The 16,840-nt window shown below is 72.2% G+C and carries 16 protein-coding genes; 15 read left to right on the forward strand and 1 reads right to left on the reverse strand.

Annotation, left to right across the window (positions count from 1 at the left end; translation table 11 throughout):
• The first annotated feature begins 31 nt into the window (after positions 1-31).
• The 11 genes from DEI91_RS15470 (at position 32) to DEI91_RS15520 (ending at position 11,831) form a co-directional block, all read left to right on the forward strand.
• A complete protein-coding gene (locus tag DEI91_RS15470) occupies positions 32-1,000 on the forward strand; it encodes a PhoH family protein (RefSeq protein ID WP_111053164.1) in 969 nt (322 codons plus the stop codon).
• Positions 997-1,458: an rRNA maturation RNase YbeY gene (ybeY, locus tag DEI91_RS15475; RefSeq protein ID WP_111053148.1), complete on the forward strand. Its 462-nt coding sequence runs from the start codon at positions 997-999 to the stop codon at positions 1,456-1,458. The genes DEI91_RS15470 and ybeY overlap by 4 nt, the downstream gene beginning before the upstream one ends.
• 5 nt (positions 1,459-1,463) lie before the next feature.
• Positions 1,464-2,786 (forward strand): hemolysin family protein, encoded by a 1,323-nt coding sequence (locus tag DEI91_RS15480; protein WP_111053165.1) that lies wholly within the window; start codon positions 1,464-1,466, stop codon positions 2,784-2,786.
• Positions 2,783-3,721, forward strand: a complete 939-nt coding sequence (gene era, locus DEI91_RS15485; RefSeq protein ID WP_111053149.1) for a GTPase Era — start codon at positions 2,783-2,785, stop codon at positions 3,719-3,721. The genes DEI91_RS15480 and era overlap by 4 nt, the downstream gene beginning before the upstream one ends.
• An 86-nt stretch (positions 3,722-3,807) precedes the next feature.
• Complete coding sequence (locus tag DEI91_RS15490) at positions 3,808-5,049, forward strand: sensor histidine kinase (protein ID WP_111053150.1); 1,242 nt, start codon at positions 3,808-3,810, stop codon at positions 5,047-5,049.
• On the forward strand, positions 5,046-5,741 hold the full coding sequence (locus DEI91_RS15495; RefSeq protein ID WP_111053151.1) for a response regulator transcription factor: 696 nt from the start codon (positions 5,046-5,048) through the stop codon (positions 5,739-5,741). The genes DEI91_RS15490 and DEI91_RS15495 overlap by 4 nt, the downstream gene beginning before the upstream one ends.
• Before the next feature lie 108 nt (positions 5,742-5,849).
• Complete coding sequence (locus DEI91_RS15500) at positions 5,850-6,599, forward strand: ABC transporter ATP-binding protein (protein ID WP_111053152.1); 750 nt, start codon at positions 5,850-5,852, stop codon at positions 6,597-6,599.
• Positions 6,596-7,990, forward strand: coding sequence for an ABC transporter permease (locus DEI91_RS15505; protein WP_111053153.1), 1,395 nt, complete (start codon positions 6,596-6,598; stop codon positions 7,988-7,990). The genes DEI91_RS15500 and DEI91_RS15505 overlap by 4 nt, the downstream gene beginning before the upstream one ends.
• Positions 7,991-8,249: 259 nt before the next feature.
• Positions 8,250-10,019, forward strand: coding sequence for a 2-isopropylmalate synthase (gene leuA, locus DEI91_RS15510; protein ID WP_111053154.1), 1,770 nt, complete (start codon positions 8,250-8,252; stop codon positions 10,017-10,019).
• A gap of 139 nt (positions 10,020-10,158) precedes the next feature.
• Complete coding sequence (gene recO / locus DEI91_RS15515) at positions 10,159-11,034, forward strand: DNA repair protein RecO (RefSeq protein ID WP_111053155.1); 876 nt, start codon at positions 10,159-10,161, stop codon at positions 11,032-11,034.
• Positions 11,031-11,831: an isoprenyl transferase gene (locus DEI91_RS15520; protein ID WP_111053156.1), complete on the forward strand. Its 801-nt coding sequence runs from the start codon at positions 11,031-11,033 to the stop codon at positions 11,829-11,831. Before recO ends, DEI91_RS15520 begins: the two co-directional genes overlap by 4 nt.
• Before the next feature lie 116 nt (positions 11,832-11,947).
• Here the strand turns inward: DEI91_RS15520 and DEI91_RS15525 are convergent, their stop codons facing one another.
• Complete coding sequence (locus tag DEI91_RS15525) at positions 11,948-12,889, reverse strand: LysR family transcriptional regulator (RefSeq protein ID WP_111053157.1); 942 nt, start codon at positions 12,887-12,889, stop codon at positions 11,948-11,950.
• 71 nt (positions 12,890-12,960) lie between these two features.
• On the opposite strand from DEI91_RS15525, the gene DEI91_RS15530 reads away from it, so the two are divergent.
• The 4 genes from DEI91_RS15530 (at position 12,961) to DEI91_RS16385 (ending at position 16,664) form a co-directional block, all read left to right on the forward strand.
• Positions 12,961-14,049, forward strand: coding sequence for an aminotransferase class V-fold PLP-dependent enzyme (locus DEI91_RS15530; RefSeq protein ID WP_111053158.1), 1,089 nt, complete (start codon positions 12,961-12,963; stop codon positions 14,047-14,049).
• Positions 14,050-14,147: 98 nt separating this feature from the next.
• Complete coding sequence (locus DEI91_RS15535; RefSeq protein ID WP_111053159.1) at positions 14,148-15,533, forward strand: glycine--tRNA ligase; 1,386 nt, start codon at positions 14,148-14,150, stop codon at positions 15,531-15,533.
• Positions 15,534-15,780: 247 nt separating this feature from the next.
• Positions 15,781-16,500, forward strand: coding sequence for a DsbA family protein (locus tag DEI91_RS15540; RefSeq protein WP_111053160.1), 720 nt, complete (start codon positions 15,781-15,783; stop codon positions 16,498-16,500).
• On the forward strand, positions 16,497-16,664 hold the full coding sequence (locus DEI91_RS16385) for a hypothetical protein (RefSeq protein WP_181439653.1): 168 nt from the start codon (positions 16,497-16,499) through the stop codon (positions 16,662-16,664). Before DEI91_RS15540 ends, DEI91_RS16385 begins: the two co-directional genes overlap by 4 nt.
• The last annotated feature ends 176 nt before the right edge of the window (positions 16,665-16,840 follow it).

A 16,840-nucleotide genomic window follows, 5' to 3' on the forward strand; every position in this document is an offset into this window, starting at 1 on the left:
CGTCTCCGACCTCACCGTCGACGGCATCGCCATGGTGCAGTTGCTCGGACCGCAGGACCGTCTGCTCAAGACCGTCGAGCGCCAGTACCCGAGCGTCACGGTGCTCGTCCGCGGCAACCAGGTCTCGCTGTCCGGGCCGGAGCGCGACGTCTCCCGCGCGCGGGCACTCGTCGACGAACTCGTCGGCATGGTGCGGCGCGGGCAGGACATCGGCCAGGCGGACATCCCGACCTCGGCGCGCATCATCGACGAGGACCGGAGCCCGTCGAACGTGTTCGGCACCCCGATCGTGTCGAGCCGCGGCAAGTCGGTGCGTCCGAAGACGGACGGGCAGCGTGCCTACGTCGACGCGATCGACGAGAACACGATCACGTTCGGCATCGGCCCGGCCGGTACCGGCAAGACGTACCTGGCCATGGCGAAGGCCGTGCAGGCCCTGCAGCGCCGCGAGGTCTCGCGGATCATCCTGACCCGGCCCGCGGTCGAGGCCGGCGAGCGGCTCGGCTTCCTGCCCGGCACGCTCACCGACAAGATCGACCCGTACCTCCGCCCGCTGTACGACGCGCTCAACGAGATGATGGACCCGGAGCTCGTGCCGAAGCTCCTGGCCGCCGGCACGGTCGAGGTCGCCCCGCTCGCCTACATGCGCGGGCGGACGCTGAACGACTCCTTCGTCGTGCTCGACGAGGCGCAGAACACCACGCCCGAGCAGATGAAGATGTTCCTGACGCGTCTGGGCTTCGGTTCGAAGATGGTCATCACGGGTGACATCACCCAGGTGGACCTGCCGGGCAACGTCTCCGGACTCCGGCTCGTGACGCGGATCCTGCGCGACGTGGACGACATCCACTTCGCCCGCCTCGGCAGCGAGGACGTCGTCCGCCACACCCTGGTCGGCAAGATCGTCGACGCGTACACGGTGCACGACGAGGAACGGCTCGCCGAGCAGGCCGCGAAGCGCTCCGACCACCAGGACGACCGCCGAGGAGGCACCCGGTGAGCATCGAGCTCAACAACGAGTCCGGCGTGGCGGTGGACGAGGACGCCGTGCAGCGCCTCGCCGCCTTCGCGCTCGACGCAATGCACGTGCACGCCGACGCCGAGCTCGCGATCGTCTTCGTCGACGAGGGTGCGATGGAGCAGCTGCACATCCGGTGGATGGACGAGCCCGGTCCGACCGACGTCCTGAGCTTCCCGATGGACGAGCTCCGCCCGGGCACCGAGGACGAGCCGACGCCCGCCGGACTCCTCGGTGACATCGTCGTCTGCCCGCAGGTGGCCGAGGAGCAGGCGCGGACCGCCGGGCACTCGACGCTCGACGAGATCCTCCTGCTGACCTGCCACGGCATCCTCCACCTGCTCGGCTTCGACCACGCCGAGCCGGACGAGAAGGCCGAGATGTTCGGCCTGCAGGGCGAGATCCTGCGCGGCTTCGCCGCCCAGCGTCGGGGGCGGTGACCGCGGTGCTCCTCGTCACCGGCCTGCTCGCGGTGGCGTTCGTGCTCGTGGTCCTCGGTGGACTGCTCGCGGCCGCCGACTCCGCATTGTCCGTGCTGTCCCGCGCCGACCTCGAGGAGATCGCGCGCGGCAGCAAGCGCCGCCGCGCGATCGAGGCACTGGCTGACGACCCCGGCGCGCACGTCAACGCCCTCAACTTCTTCCGGGTCCTCGCCGAGACGGCCGCCGCGGTCCTCGTGACGATCGCCCTCGTCCGGGTGACCGACACCTGGTGGGTTGCCCTGGTCCTGTCCGCGGCGATCATGACCGCGGTGTCCTTCGTGCTCGTCGGCTCGAGCCCGCGCAGCGTCGGCCGCGCGCACGCCGAGGGGATCATCGCCGCGACCGGCGGCCTCGTTCGCGGGGTCCGGATCGTGCTCGGTCCGCTCGCCGGCCTCCTCGTGGCGATCGGCGACCGGGTCACCCCGGGCCGGGTCCGCAGCGCCTCGAGCGTCTCGAGCGAGGAACAGCTGCTGTCGCTCGTCGACGAGGCGACCGAGAGCAACGTCCTCGAGGCCGACGACCGCGAGCTCATCCACTCGGTCTTCGCGTTCAGCGACACGCTCGTGCGCGAGGTCATGGTGCCCCGCACGGACATGGTGACGGCGGACGCGCACGACACGGTCGCCGCCGTCATGGAGCAGTTCCTCGCCACGGGCGTGTCCCGGATGCCGGTGACCGGACGGGACAGCGACGACGTGCTCGGCGTCGCGTACCTCCGCGACCTCGCGCGTGCCCTGTACGAACGGCCCGAGGTCGGGTCGCGGTCGGTGCGCACGATGCTCCGGCCGGCGGAGTTCCTGCCGGAGTCGAAGCCGGCGGACGACACCCTGCGCCACATGCAGCTCGCGAAGAACCACCTCGTGCTCGTGGTCGACGAGTACGGCGGGGTCGCCGGTCTCGTGACGATGGAGGACCTCATCGAGGAGCTCGTCGGCGACATCTCGGACGAGTACGACCGCACCGTGGTCGACCGCGCCGAGGTCGAGCCGGGGCGCTGGCGCATCTCGGCGCGGCTCCCGATCGACGAACTCGGTGACCTGTTCGGCATCGAGCTCGACGACGACGACGTCGACACCGCCGGCGGCCTGCTCACGAAGGAGCTCGGCCACCTGCCGTCCGCGGGGGACACCGTGACCGTGTCCGGCGTCGTGCTCACCGCCGACCGCGTCGAGGGCAAGCGGCGCCACCTCATCACGGTGCTCGCCGAGTCCACCGCCGACCTCGCGTCCGCCGAGCAGGCCTTCGGCGACACCGACACCACCACGACGGGAACACGAACCACATGACCGACCCCGGAACCGACGCCGCTCCCGAGACGACCACCCCCTACCGTGCCGGGTTCGTCTCGTTCGTCGGCCGTCCCAACGTCGGCAAGTCCACGCTGACGAACGCCCTGGTCGGGCAAAAGGTCGCGATCACGTCCTCGAAGCCGCAGACGACCCGCCGCGCCATCCGCGGGATCGTGCACCGGCCGAACGGACAGGTCATCGTGGTCGACACCCCCGGGGTGCACCGTCCGCGCACGCTGCTCGGGGAGCGGCTCAACGACCTCGTGCAGTCGACGCTCGGCGACGTCGACGTCATCGGCTTCTGCGTGCCGGCGAACGAGCCGATCGGCCCGGGCGACCGCTTCATCAACGACACACTCGACCAGTACCCGCGTGCTCGGAAGGTCGCGATCGTCACGAAGATCGACCGCGCCGGCAAGGAGAAGGTCGCGGAACAGCTGCTCGCGGTGTCGCGTCTGCGGGAGTGGGACGCGATCATCCCGACGTCGGGCACCGAAGGGCTGCAGCTCGAGGACCTCCTCGACGAGGTCGTGTCGCTGCTGCCGGAGTCGCCGCAGCTGTACGACGACCTCGCCGTCACCGAGGAGACCGACGAGGAGCGCATCGGCGAGCTCATCCGTGAGGCAGCGCTCGAGGGTGTCCGCGACGAACTCCCGCACTCGCTCGCGGTCGTCATCGAGGACGTCGTCGAGCCGGACGAGGACGACGACCCGGACGGTCCGCTGCGGATCTTCGCGAACCTGTTCGTCGAGCGGGACAGCCAGAAGGCCATCGTCATCGGCCACAAGGGCGGCCGGCTGAAGGACGTCGGCTCCCGGGCCCGCGTCGAGATCGAGGGGCTCCTCGGCCGGCACGTCTACCTGAACATCCGCGTGAAGGTCGCGAAGGAGTGGCAGCGGGACCCGAAGCAGCTCGGGCGCCTCGGGTTCTGACGCGGACCAGACCGATGCGCACCACGGAGCAGGGGTCATCCCGTCGTCGGACGCGGGCGACGGGTCCTGCCGCCTACCGTGGTCAGGTGTTCCGTCCGATGCTCCGCAGCCAGGTCGTGGTCGACGTCCTGATCGCCCTCTTCGCCGGCGGGGTCTTCGCCGTGCTGTCGGTCGGCGGGCCCGACCAGGTCGTCATCCTCGCGGCCATCGGCGGCTTCGTCGTCGCGCTCGCGCTGCGGCGGTCCGCACCCGGCCTGGCACTCACGCTCGCCTGGCTCACCGCGGTCTTCCAGATGGTGACGGCGCAGCGCGGCAACCTCTTCGACATCATGATCGCGGGCGTCGTGTACACGACGAGCGCGTACGGCGGTCGGAAGACCCGCGTCGCCGGGCTCGTGTCGGCCGTCCTCGGGAGCGTGGTCGCGGCGGTCTACTCGGGGGCCCAGGAGTGGGCCCGGCAGGTCGACTACGGGTCGTCCCCGGCCGACGCGTGGGACCGGACACTGAAGACGCTGCTGGCGTACCTCGTCCTCGTCCTCGCCGTCCTCCTCCTGCCCTGGCTCGGCGGCGTCGTCGCCCGTGCCCGCCGTGCCGCGGGCATGAGCCGGGAGGCGCAGCTGCTCGCGGAGCGCGACGCCGCCCGGGCCGACCGTGCCGTGGCGATCGAGCAGGAACGGGTGCGCATCGCCCGCGACATGCACGACATCGTGGCGCACTCGCTCGCGGTGGTGATCGCCCAGGCGGACGGTGCCCGGTACGCCCTGCGCGCCGATCCGTCCCTGGCCGACGAAGCACTCGGCACGATCGGGTCGACCGCACGACGGGCCCTCGGGGACGTCCGCGAGCTGCTCGGAGCACTGCGGCACGAGCAGGGCACCGCCCCGACGCCGGACGTCGACGACATCGAACAGCTCGTCGGTCAGATGCGCGAGGTCGGCCTCGACGTGCAGGTCGAGCGCGAGGGCGACCCGTCCGCGCTGCCGACGACCACGCAGCTCGCCGTGTACCGGATCGTGCAGGAGAGCCTGACGAACGCGTACAAGCACGGTGCGCGCGGAGCCCCGGTCCGCGCCCGCCTCACCTACCGCCCGGACACGGTCGAGATCGCCGTCGTGAACCGCCGCGCCGAGGACGACCGGCCCGGCCCGGGCACGGGGCACGGCCTCGTCGGGATGCGTGAGCGTGCCACCATGTCCGGCGGGAGCATGACGGCGGGGCCCCGAGGCGAGGAGTTCGCCGTCGAGGTCCGGATGCCCGCCCAGCCGTCGACCGGGCAGATGCCCCGGGGCACGATCCCGTCCACCGAGCAGGAGCGCAGCACGACATGACCACCGCGGACACCACGAGCAGCACCGGACCGGCGCCCATCCGCGTCGCGCTCGTCGACGACCAGGCACTCTTCCGCACCGGGATCCGCATGCTCATCGGGTCGCAGCCCGACCTGCGGTTCGTCGGCGAAGCGGGCGACGGCGCCGAGGGGGTGGAGCTCGTGCGCCAGAGCCGCCCGGACGTCGTGCTCATGGACGTCCGCATGCCGGTCATGGACGGCATCACCGCCACTGCCCGGATCGTCGACAGCGGCGCGTCCGCGAAGGTGCTCGTCCTCACCACCTTCGACTTCGACGAAGCCGCCGCGAAGGCGATCCGCGCGGGCGCGAGCGGGTTCGTGCTCAAGGACGCCGACCCCGAGTTCCTGCTCGCTGCGATCCGCACCGTGCACGCGGGTACGACGGTCTTCGCGGCCTCGGCGACCCGCGAGCTCCTCCGCCGCTACGAGGACCCGGCCGAGCAGCGGCAGAGCGTCCCGGCTGCGTTCGACGACCTGACACCACGTGAGCGGGAGATCTTCGACCTCGCCGCCCGCGGGTTCAGCAACGCCGAGATCGCCCAGCACGAGTACGTCAGCGAAGCGACCGTGAAGACGCACATCTCGCGGGTCCTGACGAAGCTCGAGCTCCGGGACCGCGTCCGCCTGGTCGTCTTCGCCCACGAGCACGGACTCGTCACCAAGGGCGACTGAAACATCATCCGTCAGGCGGACCTCCGCGAGGGAACCGAGCCGAGGGGATGACGGACGCGAGCCGGGCGAGGGACGCGGGTCGGGCCTCCCGGACGCGATCGTGGAGCCATGACCAACCACGCTCCGATCATCCGTCTCGACCACGTGTCCAAGCACTACGGCGACGCCGCGCGCCGGGTGACCGCGCTCGACGACGTCAGCGTCGACATCGGCGCGGGCGAGTTCACCGCCGTGATGGGCCCGTCCGGCTCCGGCAAGTCCACGCTGATGCACGTCGCCGCCGGACTCGACCAGGTGTCGTCCGGTCGGATCACCATCGACGGCACGGACATCACCGGCCTGGGCGACCGCGAGCTCACCGAACTGCGTCGTCGTCGCCTCGGGTTCGTCTTCCAGTCCTTCAACCTCGTCCCGACGCTCGACGTCAGCGAGAACATCCGGTTGCCGTTCCTGCTCGGCGGCCACAAGCCCGACCGCGAGGAGGCGGCGTGGATCGACCGCCTGGTCGACATGCTCGGCCTCGGCAACCGTCTCACGCACCGTCCGCACCAGCTCTCCGGCGGGCAGCAGCAGCGCGTCGCCATCGCCCGTGCGCTCGCGTCCCGCCCCGCCGTGGTCGTGGCCGACGAGCCGACCGGTGCGCTCGACTCCCGCACCGGGCGTGACGTGCTCGCCATCCTGCGCGGCGCCGTCGCCGACTGGGGGCAGAGCGTCGTGATGGTCACGCACGACCCGGTGGCCGCGGCGAACGCGGACCGGATCCTGTTCCTCGCCGACGGTCGGATCGTCGGCGACCGCCCGGCGATGGCCGCCGCGGACATCTCCGCCACGATGCTCGGGATGGAGGCCGCCGCGTGAACGGGCTCCGACAGTTCGCCCCGACCGTCCTCGTCGCGGCGCTCGGCACCACCTTCGGCTCCGCGCTCGTGATCGCGCCCGGCATCGTCACCGAGGCGATGGCGATGAGCCCGCTCGACGACGTCGCCACCGTCAAGGCGATCCTCTCGGTGATCGGGTGGCTCTTCCTCGGCATCGCCCTGTACGTCGGGGCGATCGTCACCGCCAACACGTGCGCGACCCTCATCGCCGGGCAGACCCGCGTCATCGCCCTGCAGCGGCTCGTCGGCGCCACGGGGGCGTCCATCCGGTCCCGCATCACGCGCACCGGGCTGCTCGTCGGGCTGGTCGGCGGGGTCGTCGGCGCCCTGGTCGGCACGGGGCTGTCGGCAGTGTTCGTGACCGTCCTCCGCGGCAACGGCTTCCTGCCCGACCGCTCGTACACCCTCGTGCCGTGGGAGCTCGTCCTGCCGGTCGTCGCGGTGGTCCTCGCGACCTGGGGCGCCTTCGCCGCGGGGTCCCGCCGCGTGCTCACGGTCACTCCGCTCGAGGCCCTGTCGTCGAGCGTCGAGCCGAGCCACGACGACGTCCGGTCCGGCACCGCCCGCAGGGTCTGGGCGATCGTCCTCATGTCCGGCGGCGCGCTCCTCGCCGTCCTCGGGCTCGCGATGAGCGCCGTCACCCCGCTCGCCGTCCTGCCGGCGGCGCTCGGCGGCTTCGTCTCCTTCGCCGGGGTCGCCGTCGGCGCGACGATCGTGATGCCCCCGGTGCTGCAGGCGATCGGCCGGATCGGCGCGCACGACCCGGTGGTCCTGCTCGCCGGCCGCAACGCCATGCGTGCTCCGGCGCGGTCCGCCCGTGCCACCATCGGGCTCGTCATCGGCGTCACGCTGCTCGTGACCTTCGCCGTGGCGCTCGGCATCATGCAGCACGTCACCGAGTCGACCCTGTCCGGCGTGGACGGCATGACGCCCGCGATGCTCGAGGAGCAACGGAGCTTCTTCGAGCAGCTCAACGCCGTCGTCAGCGTGATCGTCGGGTTCTCGGCCGTGATCGCCGCCGTCGGGGTCGTCAACGCCCTCGCGCTCGGCGTCCTGCAGCGCCGTCGGGAGCTCGGGCTGCTCCGCGTGCTCGGACTGACCGGGGCGCAGGTCCGTCGGATGATCGTCACCGAGGCCGTGCAGATGGTGGTCGCCGCCGTCGTCACCGGGCTCGTGCTCGGCACCTTCTACGGATGGCTCGGCGGGCAGACGCTGCTCGGCGTGCTCGGCTCGGTCGTCACCCCCGTCCTGCCGCCGTTGACGATCGCGATCGTGGTGGTCGGTGCGCTCGTCCTCGCGGTCGTCGCGACGGTCGCGCCGGTGCGGGGCGCGATGCGCGTGCCGCCGACGGAGGCGCTCGCGGTCGACTGAGCGGCCGCCGGTCCGGTGCGGCGCACCAGCGGCGGGCCGGCCGTGCCGGACGGGAGGCCCACCACCGGACCGGTGGTGGGCCTCCCGTCCGTGCGCCTCCCGTCACACAGTGCGCCGGCGGCCGGCTCCGGTGCTAGCGTGAACCCGATGTCCTCGGCACTCCTCCTCCTTCGTCGCCGCGACGAGGCCTGACAACCGGCCCACCTCGTCGCGGAGTCCGTCGTGGCCGCTCCTGAACCACACCGACGAAAGCGAACCGATGCAGAACGCACAGCGCCCCTCCGGGATGCCGATCCACAAGTACGTCCCCTTCTCCGAGCAGATCACCGTCGACCTGCCCGACCGCACCTGGCCGACCAAGCGCATCGACCGTGCACCGCGCTGGTGTGCCGTCGACCTGCGTGACGGCAACCAGGCGCTCATCGACCCGATGGACGCCGAACGCAAGCGGGCGATGTTCGACCTGCTCGTGCGGATGGGCTACAAGGAGATCGAGGTCGGGTTCCCCAGCGCCTCGCAGACCGACTTCGACTTCGTCCGGTCGCTCATCGACGACGGTGCCATCCCCGACGACGTCACGATCCAGGTCCTGACCCAGGCGCGCGAGCACCTCATCGACCGCACGTACGAGGCGATCGACGGCGCGAAGCAGGCCATCGTGCACCTGTACAACTCGACGAGCATCGTGCAGCGCGAGGTCGTCTTCCGGACCGACGTGCAGGGCGTCGTCGACATCGCCGTCGCGGGAGCGCACATGTGCAAGGCGGCCGAGGCCCGGCTGCAGCACGACACGACCGTGTACTACGAGTACTCGCCGGAGTCCTACACGGGCACCGAGCTCGAGGTCGCGGTGCGGATCTGCAACGCCGTGCTCGAGGTCTTCGAGCCGACCCCCGAACGCAAGGTCATCATCAACCTGCCCGCGACCGTCGAGATGGCGACGCCGAACGTCTACGCCGACTCGATCGAGTGGATGTCACGGAACCTGGCCCACCGCGAGGACGTCATCCTGTCGCTGCACCCGCACAACGACCGCGGCACCGCCGTCGCCGCCGCCGAGCTCGGCTACATGGCCGGTGCCGACCGCATCGAGGGCTGCCTGTTCGGCAACGGGGAGCGCACCGGCAACGTCGACCTGGTCGCCCTCGGGATGAACCTGTTCACGCAGGGCATCGACCCGGAGGTGGACCTGTCGGACATCGACCAGGTCAAGCGCACGGTCGAGTACTGCAACCAGCTGCCGGTGCCGGAGCGCCAGCCGTGGGCGGGCGACCTCGTCTACACCGCGTTCAGCGGGTCGCACCAGGACGCCATCAAGAAGGGCCTCGAGGCGCTCGAGGCCCGCGCGGCCGCCGAGGGCGTCGGCGTCGACGACGTCGTCTGGGCGGTGCCGTACCTTCCGGTCGACCCGAAGGACATCGGCCGCTCGTACGAGGCGGTCATCCGGGTCAACTCGCAGTCCGGCAAGGGCGGCGTCGCCTACCTGCTGAAGACCGACCACGCGCTCGACCTGCCCCGCAAGCTGCAGATCGAGTTCAGCGGAGTCGTCCAGCGGCGGACCGACGCCGAGGGCGGGGAGTTCACCTCCGAGCGGATCTGGGACCTGTTCTCCGACGAGTACCTGCCGGCACACGTCGACGACGACAAGTGGGGCCGCTACGAGATCACGAAGACCGCGACCTCGAGCGACTTCGACGGCACGACGAAGCTGTCCGTCGCGATGCGCGTCGACGAGGGCTCGGTCACGGCCGAGGCCGTCGGCACCGGTCCGATCGACGCGTTCCTCACCGTCATGCGCGAGCAGGGCGTCGACGTCACGCTGTACGACTACTCCGAGCACACGATGAGCGCCTCCGGGGACGCGAAGGCGGCGTCGTACGTCGAGCTCGACGTCGACGGCGTCCGGCTGTGGGGTGTCGGGATCGACGCGGACATCGCGACCGCGTCGCTCAAGGCGATCGTGTCCGCGGTGAACCGTGCCGTGCGCGCGGGTGCGGCCTCCGGCGCGCCGGAGCTCGTCTCCGCGTAGCACCGCGGCGGACGGGAGGCGCGGTGCGGGCCCGCCCCGCGCCTCCCGTCCGTCCGCCGGTCCCTTCCGTGCACCGGTCCCGTTCGTCCGCGGCGACCAGCGGGCAGGTCGTGTCGGTCGGGCGGGGGATACTGGGGACATGCCGCTGTACCGGGACGAGTGCGTCGTGTTGCGCACCCACAAGCTCGGTGAGGCCGACCGCATCGTCACCATGCTCAGCCGGCAGCACGGCAAGATCCGCGCCGTCGCGAAGGGCGTCCGACGCACCGCGTCGAAGTTCGGCTCCCGGCTCGAACCGTTCATGGTCGTCGACGCCCAGTTCTACGAGGGCCGGTCGCTCGACATCGTCACGCAGGCCGAGTCCCTGGGCGCGTACGGCGCCCGCATCGTCGCCGACTACGGCGCCTACACGGCCGCGAGCGCCATGGTGGAGACCGCCGACCGGCTGAGCGAGGCGGACGCCGGACTCCAGCAGTACCTGCTGCTCGTCGGTGCCCTGCGGTCGCTGTCCCGCGGGGAGCACCAACCGAGCGCGACCCTCGACTCGTACCTGCTCCGTGCGATGAGCATCGCCGGGTGGGCACCGTCGTTCAGCGACTGCGCCGTCACCGGGGAACCCGGGCCGCACTCGGCGTTCGTCGTGCAGCTCGGGGGTGTCGTGGCGGACGCGGCCGCGCCTCCCGGCACACCGCGCCTGGACCCTGCGACGCTCGACGTCCTCGGGTCGTTGCTCGCCGGCGACTGGGGGACCGTCGACGCGACGGACGAGCGCACGAGATCCCGGGCCTCCGGCGTGGTCGCGGCGTACGCGCAGTGGCACCTGGAACGATCGCTCCGGTCGTTGCCGCACGTCGACCGTACTGAGCACCCGTCACCCCTGGCACCGCATCCGGGCGGCGTGCCGGCGGCGGTGGCAGCGGTGCCGGCACCTCCGGTACCGACGCCCGACCCAGCGGACACCGACGCCGCCCGCGCCGAACCAGCTCCGTCCGACCCCGAAGGAACCCGCGCATGAGCCCTCGCCGTCCCGCTGCCGAGCCGGAGTCCTTCCTGCCGGTCGACTGGACGGGCGAGCAGCCGCCGGCCATCCCGAAGCGCTTCGTCCCCGAGCACGTCGCGATCGTCATGGACGGGAACGGCCGGTGGGCGAACCAGCGCGGGCTCACGCGCATCGAGGGGCACAAGGCGGGCGAGGCGTCGCTGCTCGACGTCGTCGCCGGTGCGATCCAGATCGGCGTGACGCACGTGTCGGCGTACGCGTTCTCCACCGAGAACTGGAAGCGGTCCCCGGAGGAGGTCCGGTTCCTCATGGGCTTCAACCGGGACGTCATCCGCCGGCGCCGCGACCAGCTGCACGAATGGGGCGTCCGCGTCCGGTGGGCGGGTCGCACGCCGAGGCTGTGGCGGAGCGTCATCGACGAGCTGCAGACCGCGGAGGAGCTGACCGCGGGCAACGACGTCCTCACGCTCACGATGTGCGTCAACTACGGCGGACGCAACGAGATCGCCGACGCGGTGCGGTCGATCGCGGACGACGTCGCCGCCGGGCGACTCAAGCCGAGCCAGGTGACCGAGAAGACCCTCGCGAAGCGGCTGTACGTGCCCGAGCTGCCCGACGTCGACCTCTTCCTGCGGAGCTCGGGGGAGCAGCGGACGAGCAACTTCCTACTCTGGCAGTCGGCCTACGCCGAGATGGTCTTCCTCGACCGGCTGTGGCCGGACTTCCGTCGCTCCGACCTGTGGGGCGCGATCGAGGAGTACGCCAGCCGCGACCGTCGGTACGGCGGCGCGGTCGACGCCCCGACGGCGTAGCGGCGCCCCGCGGCCGCTGACCGGACCCGAGGCTCGGCTGCGCGGACATCGCGCGGGTTCCCGCGGCCGCAGTCTGTCCGCTGAGCCGAGCCTCGGCTCGGGCGGCAGACCTGCGGTCAGGCGAGCAGGTGGGCCGCGGACCGCACCGCGTCGAGCGCCGCCCGCACGCTCGGCACCCGGTCGGCCCCCCGGGCGACGACGACCTCGACCCGTCGGGCCAGGTCGTCGTCCACGGGGGCGACGGCGACGCCCGCCGGGACGACCGTCGTCGCGAGCGCCAGCCGGGGGAGCAACGCCACCCCGAGCCCGGCGGCGACGAGCCCCACGACCGCGGCCGCGTTGTCGGTCTCGAGCACGATGTCCGGCGTGAAGCCCGCGGTCGCACACGAGGCGAGCAGGTGACCGCGGCAGCGCGGGCACCCGCCGATCCACCGGGCGTCGCGGTGGGACGCGAGGTCGACGACACCGGAGTCGGCGGCGTTGTCGGACTCCGCGCCGCCGAGCTGGGACCCACCGACCGGTGTCACCAGCGCGAGCGGATCACGACCGATCGCACGGGTGACGAGTCCGGGGTCCGGGACGGCCCCGACCTCGTCGCCGACGTAGGTGAAGGTGAGGGCGACGTCGACCTCCCCGCCGCGCACCAGGTCGAGTGCCTCGGGCGGCTCGACCTCGACGTACGAGGTCCGCACGCCCGGAGCGGTCGTTGCCATCCGGGCGAGCACCGCGGGCACGAGGGCCGAGGACGCGCTGGGGAAGCCGCCGAGCCGAACCCGGCCGCGGATGAGGCCACCCACCGCGTCGAGGTCCTCCCGTGCAGCCGTCAGCGCGGCCTGGACGTGCAGGGCGTGGTCGGCGAGCACCTGGCCGGCGTGCGTGAGCGTCGCACCGCGGCCGCCGCGGAGGACGAGCGCGTGGCCGAGACGCTGCTCGGCCCGGGTGAGCAGCTGACTCACGGCGGGCTGACTCGACCCGAGTGCGGCCGCCGCGCGGGTGATCGATCCGGAGTCGGCGACGGCGCGGAGGACCCGGAGCAGCTGCGGATCGATGTCGTCCATCACGCGATGTTACCGGAGGGACAACGAGATCGGTCTGGCGTGATGGCCCGGGCGGCGGGACCCTGTCCTGCATGGACTCGTTCCCCGACGGCCGCGGCTACCTCGCGGCGTGCACCGCAGGCCTCCCGACGCTCGGCACCATCGCCGCGCAGCGCGCCGACCTCGACGCGTGGTCGCGCGCCGAGACCTCCCCGGCCGGGTACGGCGCCCTCGTGGAGGAGGGGCGCGCCCTGTTCGCGTCCCTCGTCGGCGTCCCGGCAGCGCAGGTCGCGACCGGCTCGCAGACGTCCGTGATGGCGGCCGTCGTCGCCGACGCCCTGCCCGACGATGCCGAGGTCGTCGTCCCCGACGGCGACTTCAGCTCGGTCGTGTTCCCCTTCCTGGCACAGGCCCACCGCGGGGTCCGCGTGCGCAGCGTCCCGCTCGACCGACTCGCGGCGTCCGTCGGACCGGACACCGCGCTCGTCGTGTGGTCAGCCGTGCAGTCCGCGAGCGGCGTCGTCACCGACCCGGACCCGGTCGTCGCGGCAGCCCGGCGGGTGGGCGCGCTCACGCTCTGCGACCTGACACAGGCGGCCGGGGTGCTGCCCGTCTCTGCCGCGCCCTTCGACGTGACGGTGACGCATGCCTACAAGTGGTTGTGCGCTCCGCGCGGCGTCGCGTTCATGACGCTCTCCGACGACGCACTCGGTCGGCTCCGCCCCGTGCAGGCCGGCTGGTACGCGGGCGAGGACGTGTGGTCGTCCTGCTACGGCCCCGCCATGCGCCTGGCCGACGACGCACGCCGGTTCGACGTCTCCCCGGCATGGCAGGCATGGCCCGGCGCGGTCGCCGCGCTCCGGCACGCCGTCTCGCTCGACCCGCGCTCGACCTGGAGGCACGCCACCGGTCTCGCGGACCGGCTCTGCGACGCGCTCGGGTCGCCGCGGCAGGGGCGCGGCGTCGGTGCCGCGGCCGGCGGCGGTGCCGAGGGGCAGGCGATCGTCACGTTCCCGGACGCCGACGGGACGGCACTCCGGGCGGTGACCGCTGCGGGGCTCACCGCCTCGGGTCGGGCCGGCCGCCTCCGCATCGCGTTCCACCACTGGAACGACGAGGACGACGTGTCCGCCGTGGTCGCGGCGCTGGCGGGGGTGGAGCCGGCCACGTCGCAAGCATGACGAGGCGAGGAGGAGCCGGGACGGGCCTCCCGGGCCGCTAGCATTGCCGGGTCCGCCCGCACACCGAGCACCCAGCTCGGCGAACACAGGAGCTCTCCGTGGCACAGCCCTCCCGTCTCGACAGCGTCATCGCCCTGGCCAAGCGCCGTGGCTTCGTCTTCCAGTCGGGGGAGATCTACGGCGGATCCCGCTCCGCGTGGGACTACGGCCCCCTCGGTGTGGAGCTCAAGGAGAACATCAAGCGCCAGTGGTGGCAGCGGTTCGTCCGCGGCCGCGGCGACATGGTGGGCCTCGACTCCGCCGTCATCCTGCCCCGCAAGGTGTGGGAGGCCTCGGGGCACGTCGCGACCTTCACCGACCCCCTCGTCGAGTGCCTGCACTGCCACCACCGCTTCCGCGAGGACCACCTGCTCGAGGCGTTCGAGGCGAAGAAGGGTCGTGCCCCCGAGGGCGGCATGGCCGAGGTCGCGTGCCCGAACTGCGGCACCCGCGGCGAGTGGACCGAGCCCCGCGAGTTCAGCGGCATGCTCAAGACGTACCTCGGCCCGGTCGAGTCGGAAGAGGGGCTGAACTTCCTCCGCCCGGAGACCGCGCAGGGCATCTTCGTCGACTTCGCGCAGGTCGTCACGACCAGCCGCATGAAGCCCCCGTTCGGCATCGGCCAGGTCGGCAAGGCCTTCCGCAACGAGATCACGCCGGGCAACTTCATCTTCCGCACCCGCGAGTTCGAGCAGATGGAGATCGAGTACTTCGTGCCGCCGGCCTCGGCCGAGGAGCACTACGAGCAGTGGATCGCCGACGCCGTCGCGTTCTACACGGACCTCGGCATCGACCCGGAGAACCTCCGCCGCTTCGACGTGCCGGACGGGGAGCGGGCGCACTACTCCGATGCCACCGCCGACATCGAGTACCGCTTCGGGTTCGCCGGCACCGAGTGGGGCGAGCTCATGGGCGTCGCGAACCGCACGGACTTCGACCTGAAGAACCACATCGAGGCGTCGGGCCAGGACCTCCGGTACTTCGACCAGGCCACGAACGAGAAGTACGTCCCGTACGTCATCGAGCCGTCCTTCGGTCTGACCCGGGCGCTCATGGCGTTCCTGCTCGACTCGTACTCCGAGGACGAGGCCCCGAACGCGAAGGGCGGCGTCGACAAGCGAACCGTCCTGCGCCTCGACCCGCGCCTGGCCCCGGTGAAGGCCGCAGTCCTGCCGCTGTCCCGCAACGAGCAGCTCTCGCCGGTCGCCCGCGGCCTGGCCGACGACCTCCGGAAGAACTGGAACGTGGACTTCGACGACGCGGGAGCGATCGGTCGTCGCTACCGTCGTCACGACGAGATCGGCACGCCGTTCTGCATCACAGTCGACTTCGACACGCTCGAGGACAAGGCCGTGACGGTGCGCGAGCGCGACACGATGGGCCAGGAGCGCGTCGGCCTCGACCGCCTGCAGGGGTACCTGGCGGAGCGGCTGCTCGGCGCGTAGCGCGCTGGCGCCGATCGGTCGGCTGGCGGCGCCGGTCGGTTGGCGGGCGCCGGTCGGCTGGCGGGTGCCGGTCGGCTGGCGTCGACCGGACCCGCACGACCAAGACCGCCTCGAACCACGGGATCCGTCGGTTCGGGGCGGTTCTGGTTGTGTGCGTCCGGTCGGGTACCGCTCGGCGGCGGCGGCGGCGGCAGGCAGCGGTTGGCGGCGCCGGGAATGGGGAGCGACGGGCCGCGTTGGGATCAGCATGAGCGACACTGTGAAGGTCGATGTCTGGTCGGACATCGCCTGCCCCTGGTGCTACATCGGCAAGCGCAAGTTCGAGGCGGGCGTCACCGCGTTCGGCGGTCCGGTCGAGGTCGAGTACCACTCCTTCGAACTGAGCCCGGACACCCCCGTCGACTTCGAGGGAACCGAGGCCGAGTTCCTCTCGCAGCACAAGGGCCTGCCGGTGCAGCAGGCCCAGCAGATGATCGACCAGGTCGCGGGCATCGCGGCTTCGGTCGGACTCGACTACGACTACGACGCCCTCCGGCACACGAACACCGTGAAGGCGCACCAGGTCATCCACCTCGCCAAGCAGCACGGCAAGCAGCTCCCGATGGTGGAGCGCCTGTTCACCGCCTACTTCGAGCGCGGCGAGCACGTCGGGCAGGACGAGTCGCTGGCCGACCTCGCCGCCGAGGTCGGACTCGACCGCGACGAGGTCCTCGCCACCCTCCGCGACGACACCCAGCTCGCCGCCGTCCGCGCTGACCAGGCGCAGGCCCAGGCCTACGGCATCAACGGGGTCCCGTTCTTCGTCATCGACGGCAAGTACGGCGTTTCCGGGGCGCAGGACCCGGCGGCGTTCGAGCAGGTCCTCCGCCAGGTGGTCGCGCTCCGTGAGTCGACGCCCGCCGAGGTGGCCGAGGCCGCCCAGCGCGCCGAGGACGACGCGGCCGCGGATGCCGAGGTGACCCGGTGACGGGCGGGACGGTCCCGCTGGGTTCCGGGTCGGGCCTCCCGGCCGGCTCGGAGGTCCGACCTGCGCTCCTGACGTTCGTCACGGCCGGCGGCGCCGCGGTCTGCGAGGGCGACTCGTGCTTCGTGCCGGGCGCCGAGGGGGACTGGTCCGAGGTCCCGGACTGACGCGTCGTGCCGCCGGGCCACCGCGACCGCTGCGACGCCCCCGCGTCGACGAGACGCCGCCGCGACGCCGGTACGCCGCCGGGTCCGGCGGCGTACCGGGGCCCGGGCGGCGTCTCGTGGCGAGGGCGGCGTCGTGCGGACGCAGGGTGCCGCGGCGCGGGGGTCAGGGGCGGGCG

It is taken from the genome of Curtobacterium sp. MCBD17_032 (assembly GCF_003234855.1).
Lineage (GTDB): Bacteria > Actinomycetota > Actinomycetes > Actinomycetales > Microbacteriaceae > Curtobacterium.

Bases quoted from the DNA above. Each gene is read 5' to 3' on its own strand.
- DEI91_RS15530 (WP_111053158.1), top strand. From the start codon at position 12,961: ATGGACTCGTTCCCCGACGGCCGCGGCTACCTCGCGGCGTGCACCGCA.
- DEI91_RS15470 (WP_111053164.1), top strand. From the start codon at position 32: ATGGTGCAGTTGCTCGGACCGCAGGACCGTCTGCTCAAGACCGTCGAG.
- leuA (WP_111053154.1), top strand. From the start codon at position 8,250: ATGCAGAACGCACAGCGCCCCTCCGGGATGCCGATCCACAAGTACGTC.
- DEI91_RS15495 (WP_111053151.1), top strand. From the start codon at position 5,046: ATGACCACCGCGGACACCACGAGCAGCACCGGACCGGCGCCCATCCGC.
- DEI91_RS15525 (WP_111053157.1), bottom strand. From the start codon at position 12,889: ATGGACGACATCGATCCGCAGCTGCTCCGGGTCCTCCGCGCCGTCGCC.
- recO (WP_111053155.1), top strand. From the start codon at position 10,159: ATGCCGCTGTACCGGGACGAGTGCGTCGTGTTGCGCACCCACAAGCTC.
- DEI91_RS15540 (WP_111053160.1), top strand. From the start codon at position 15,781: ATGAGCGACACTGTGAAGGTCGATGTCTGGTCGGACATCGCCTGCCCC.
- DEI91_RS15520 (WP_111053156.1), top strand. From the start codon at position 11,031: ATGAGCCCTCGCCGTCCCGCTGCCGAGCCGGAGTCCTTCCTGCCGGTC.
- DEI91_RS15500 (WP_111053152.1), top strand. From the start codon at position 5,850: ATGACCAACCACGCTCCGATCATCCGTCTCGACCACGTGTCCAAGCAC.
- era (WP_111053149.1), top strand. From the start codon at position 2,783: ATGACCGACCCCGGAACCGACGCCGCTCCCGAGACGACCACCCCCTAC.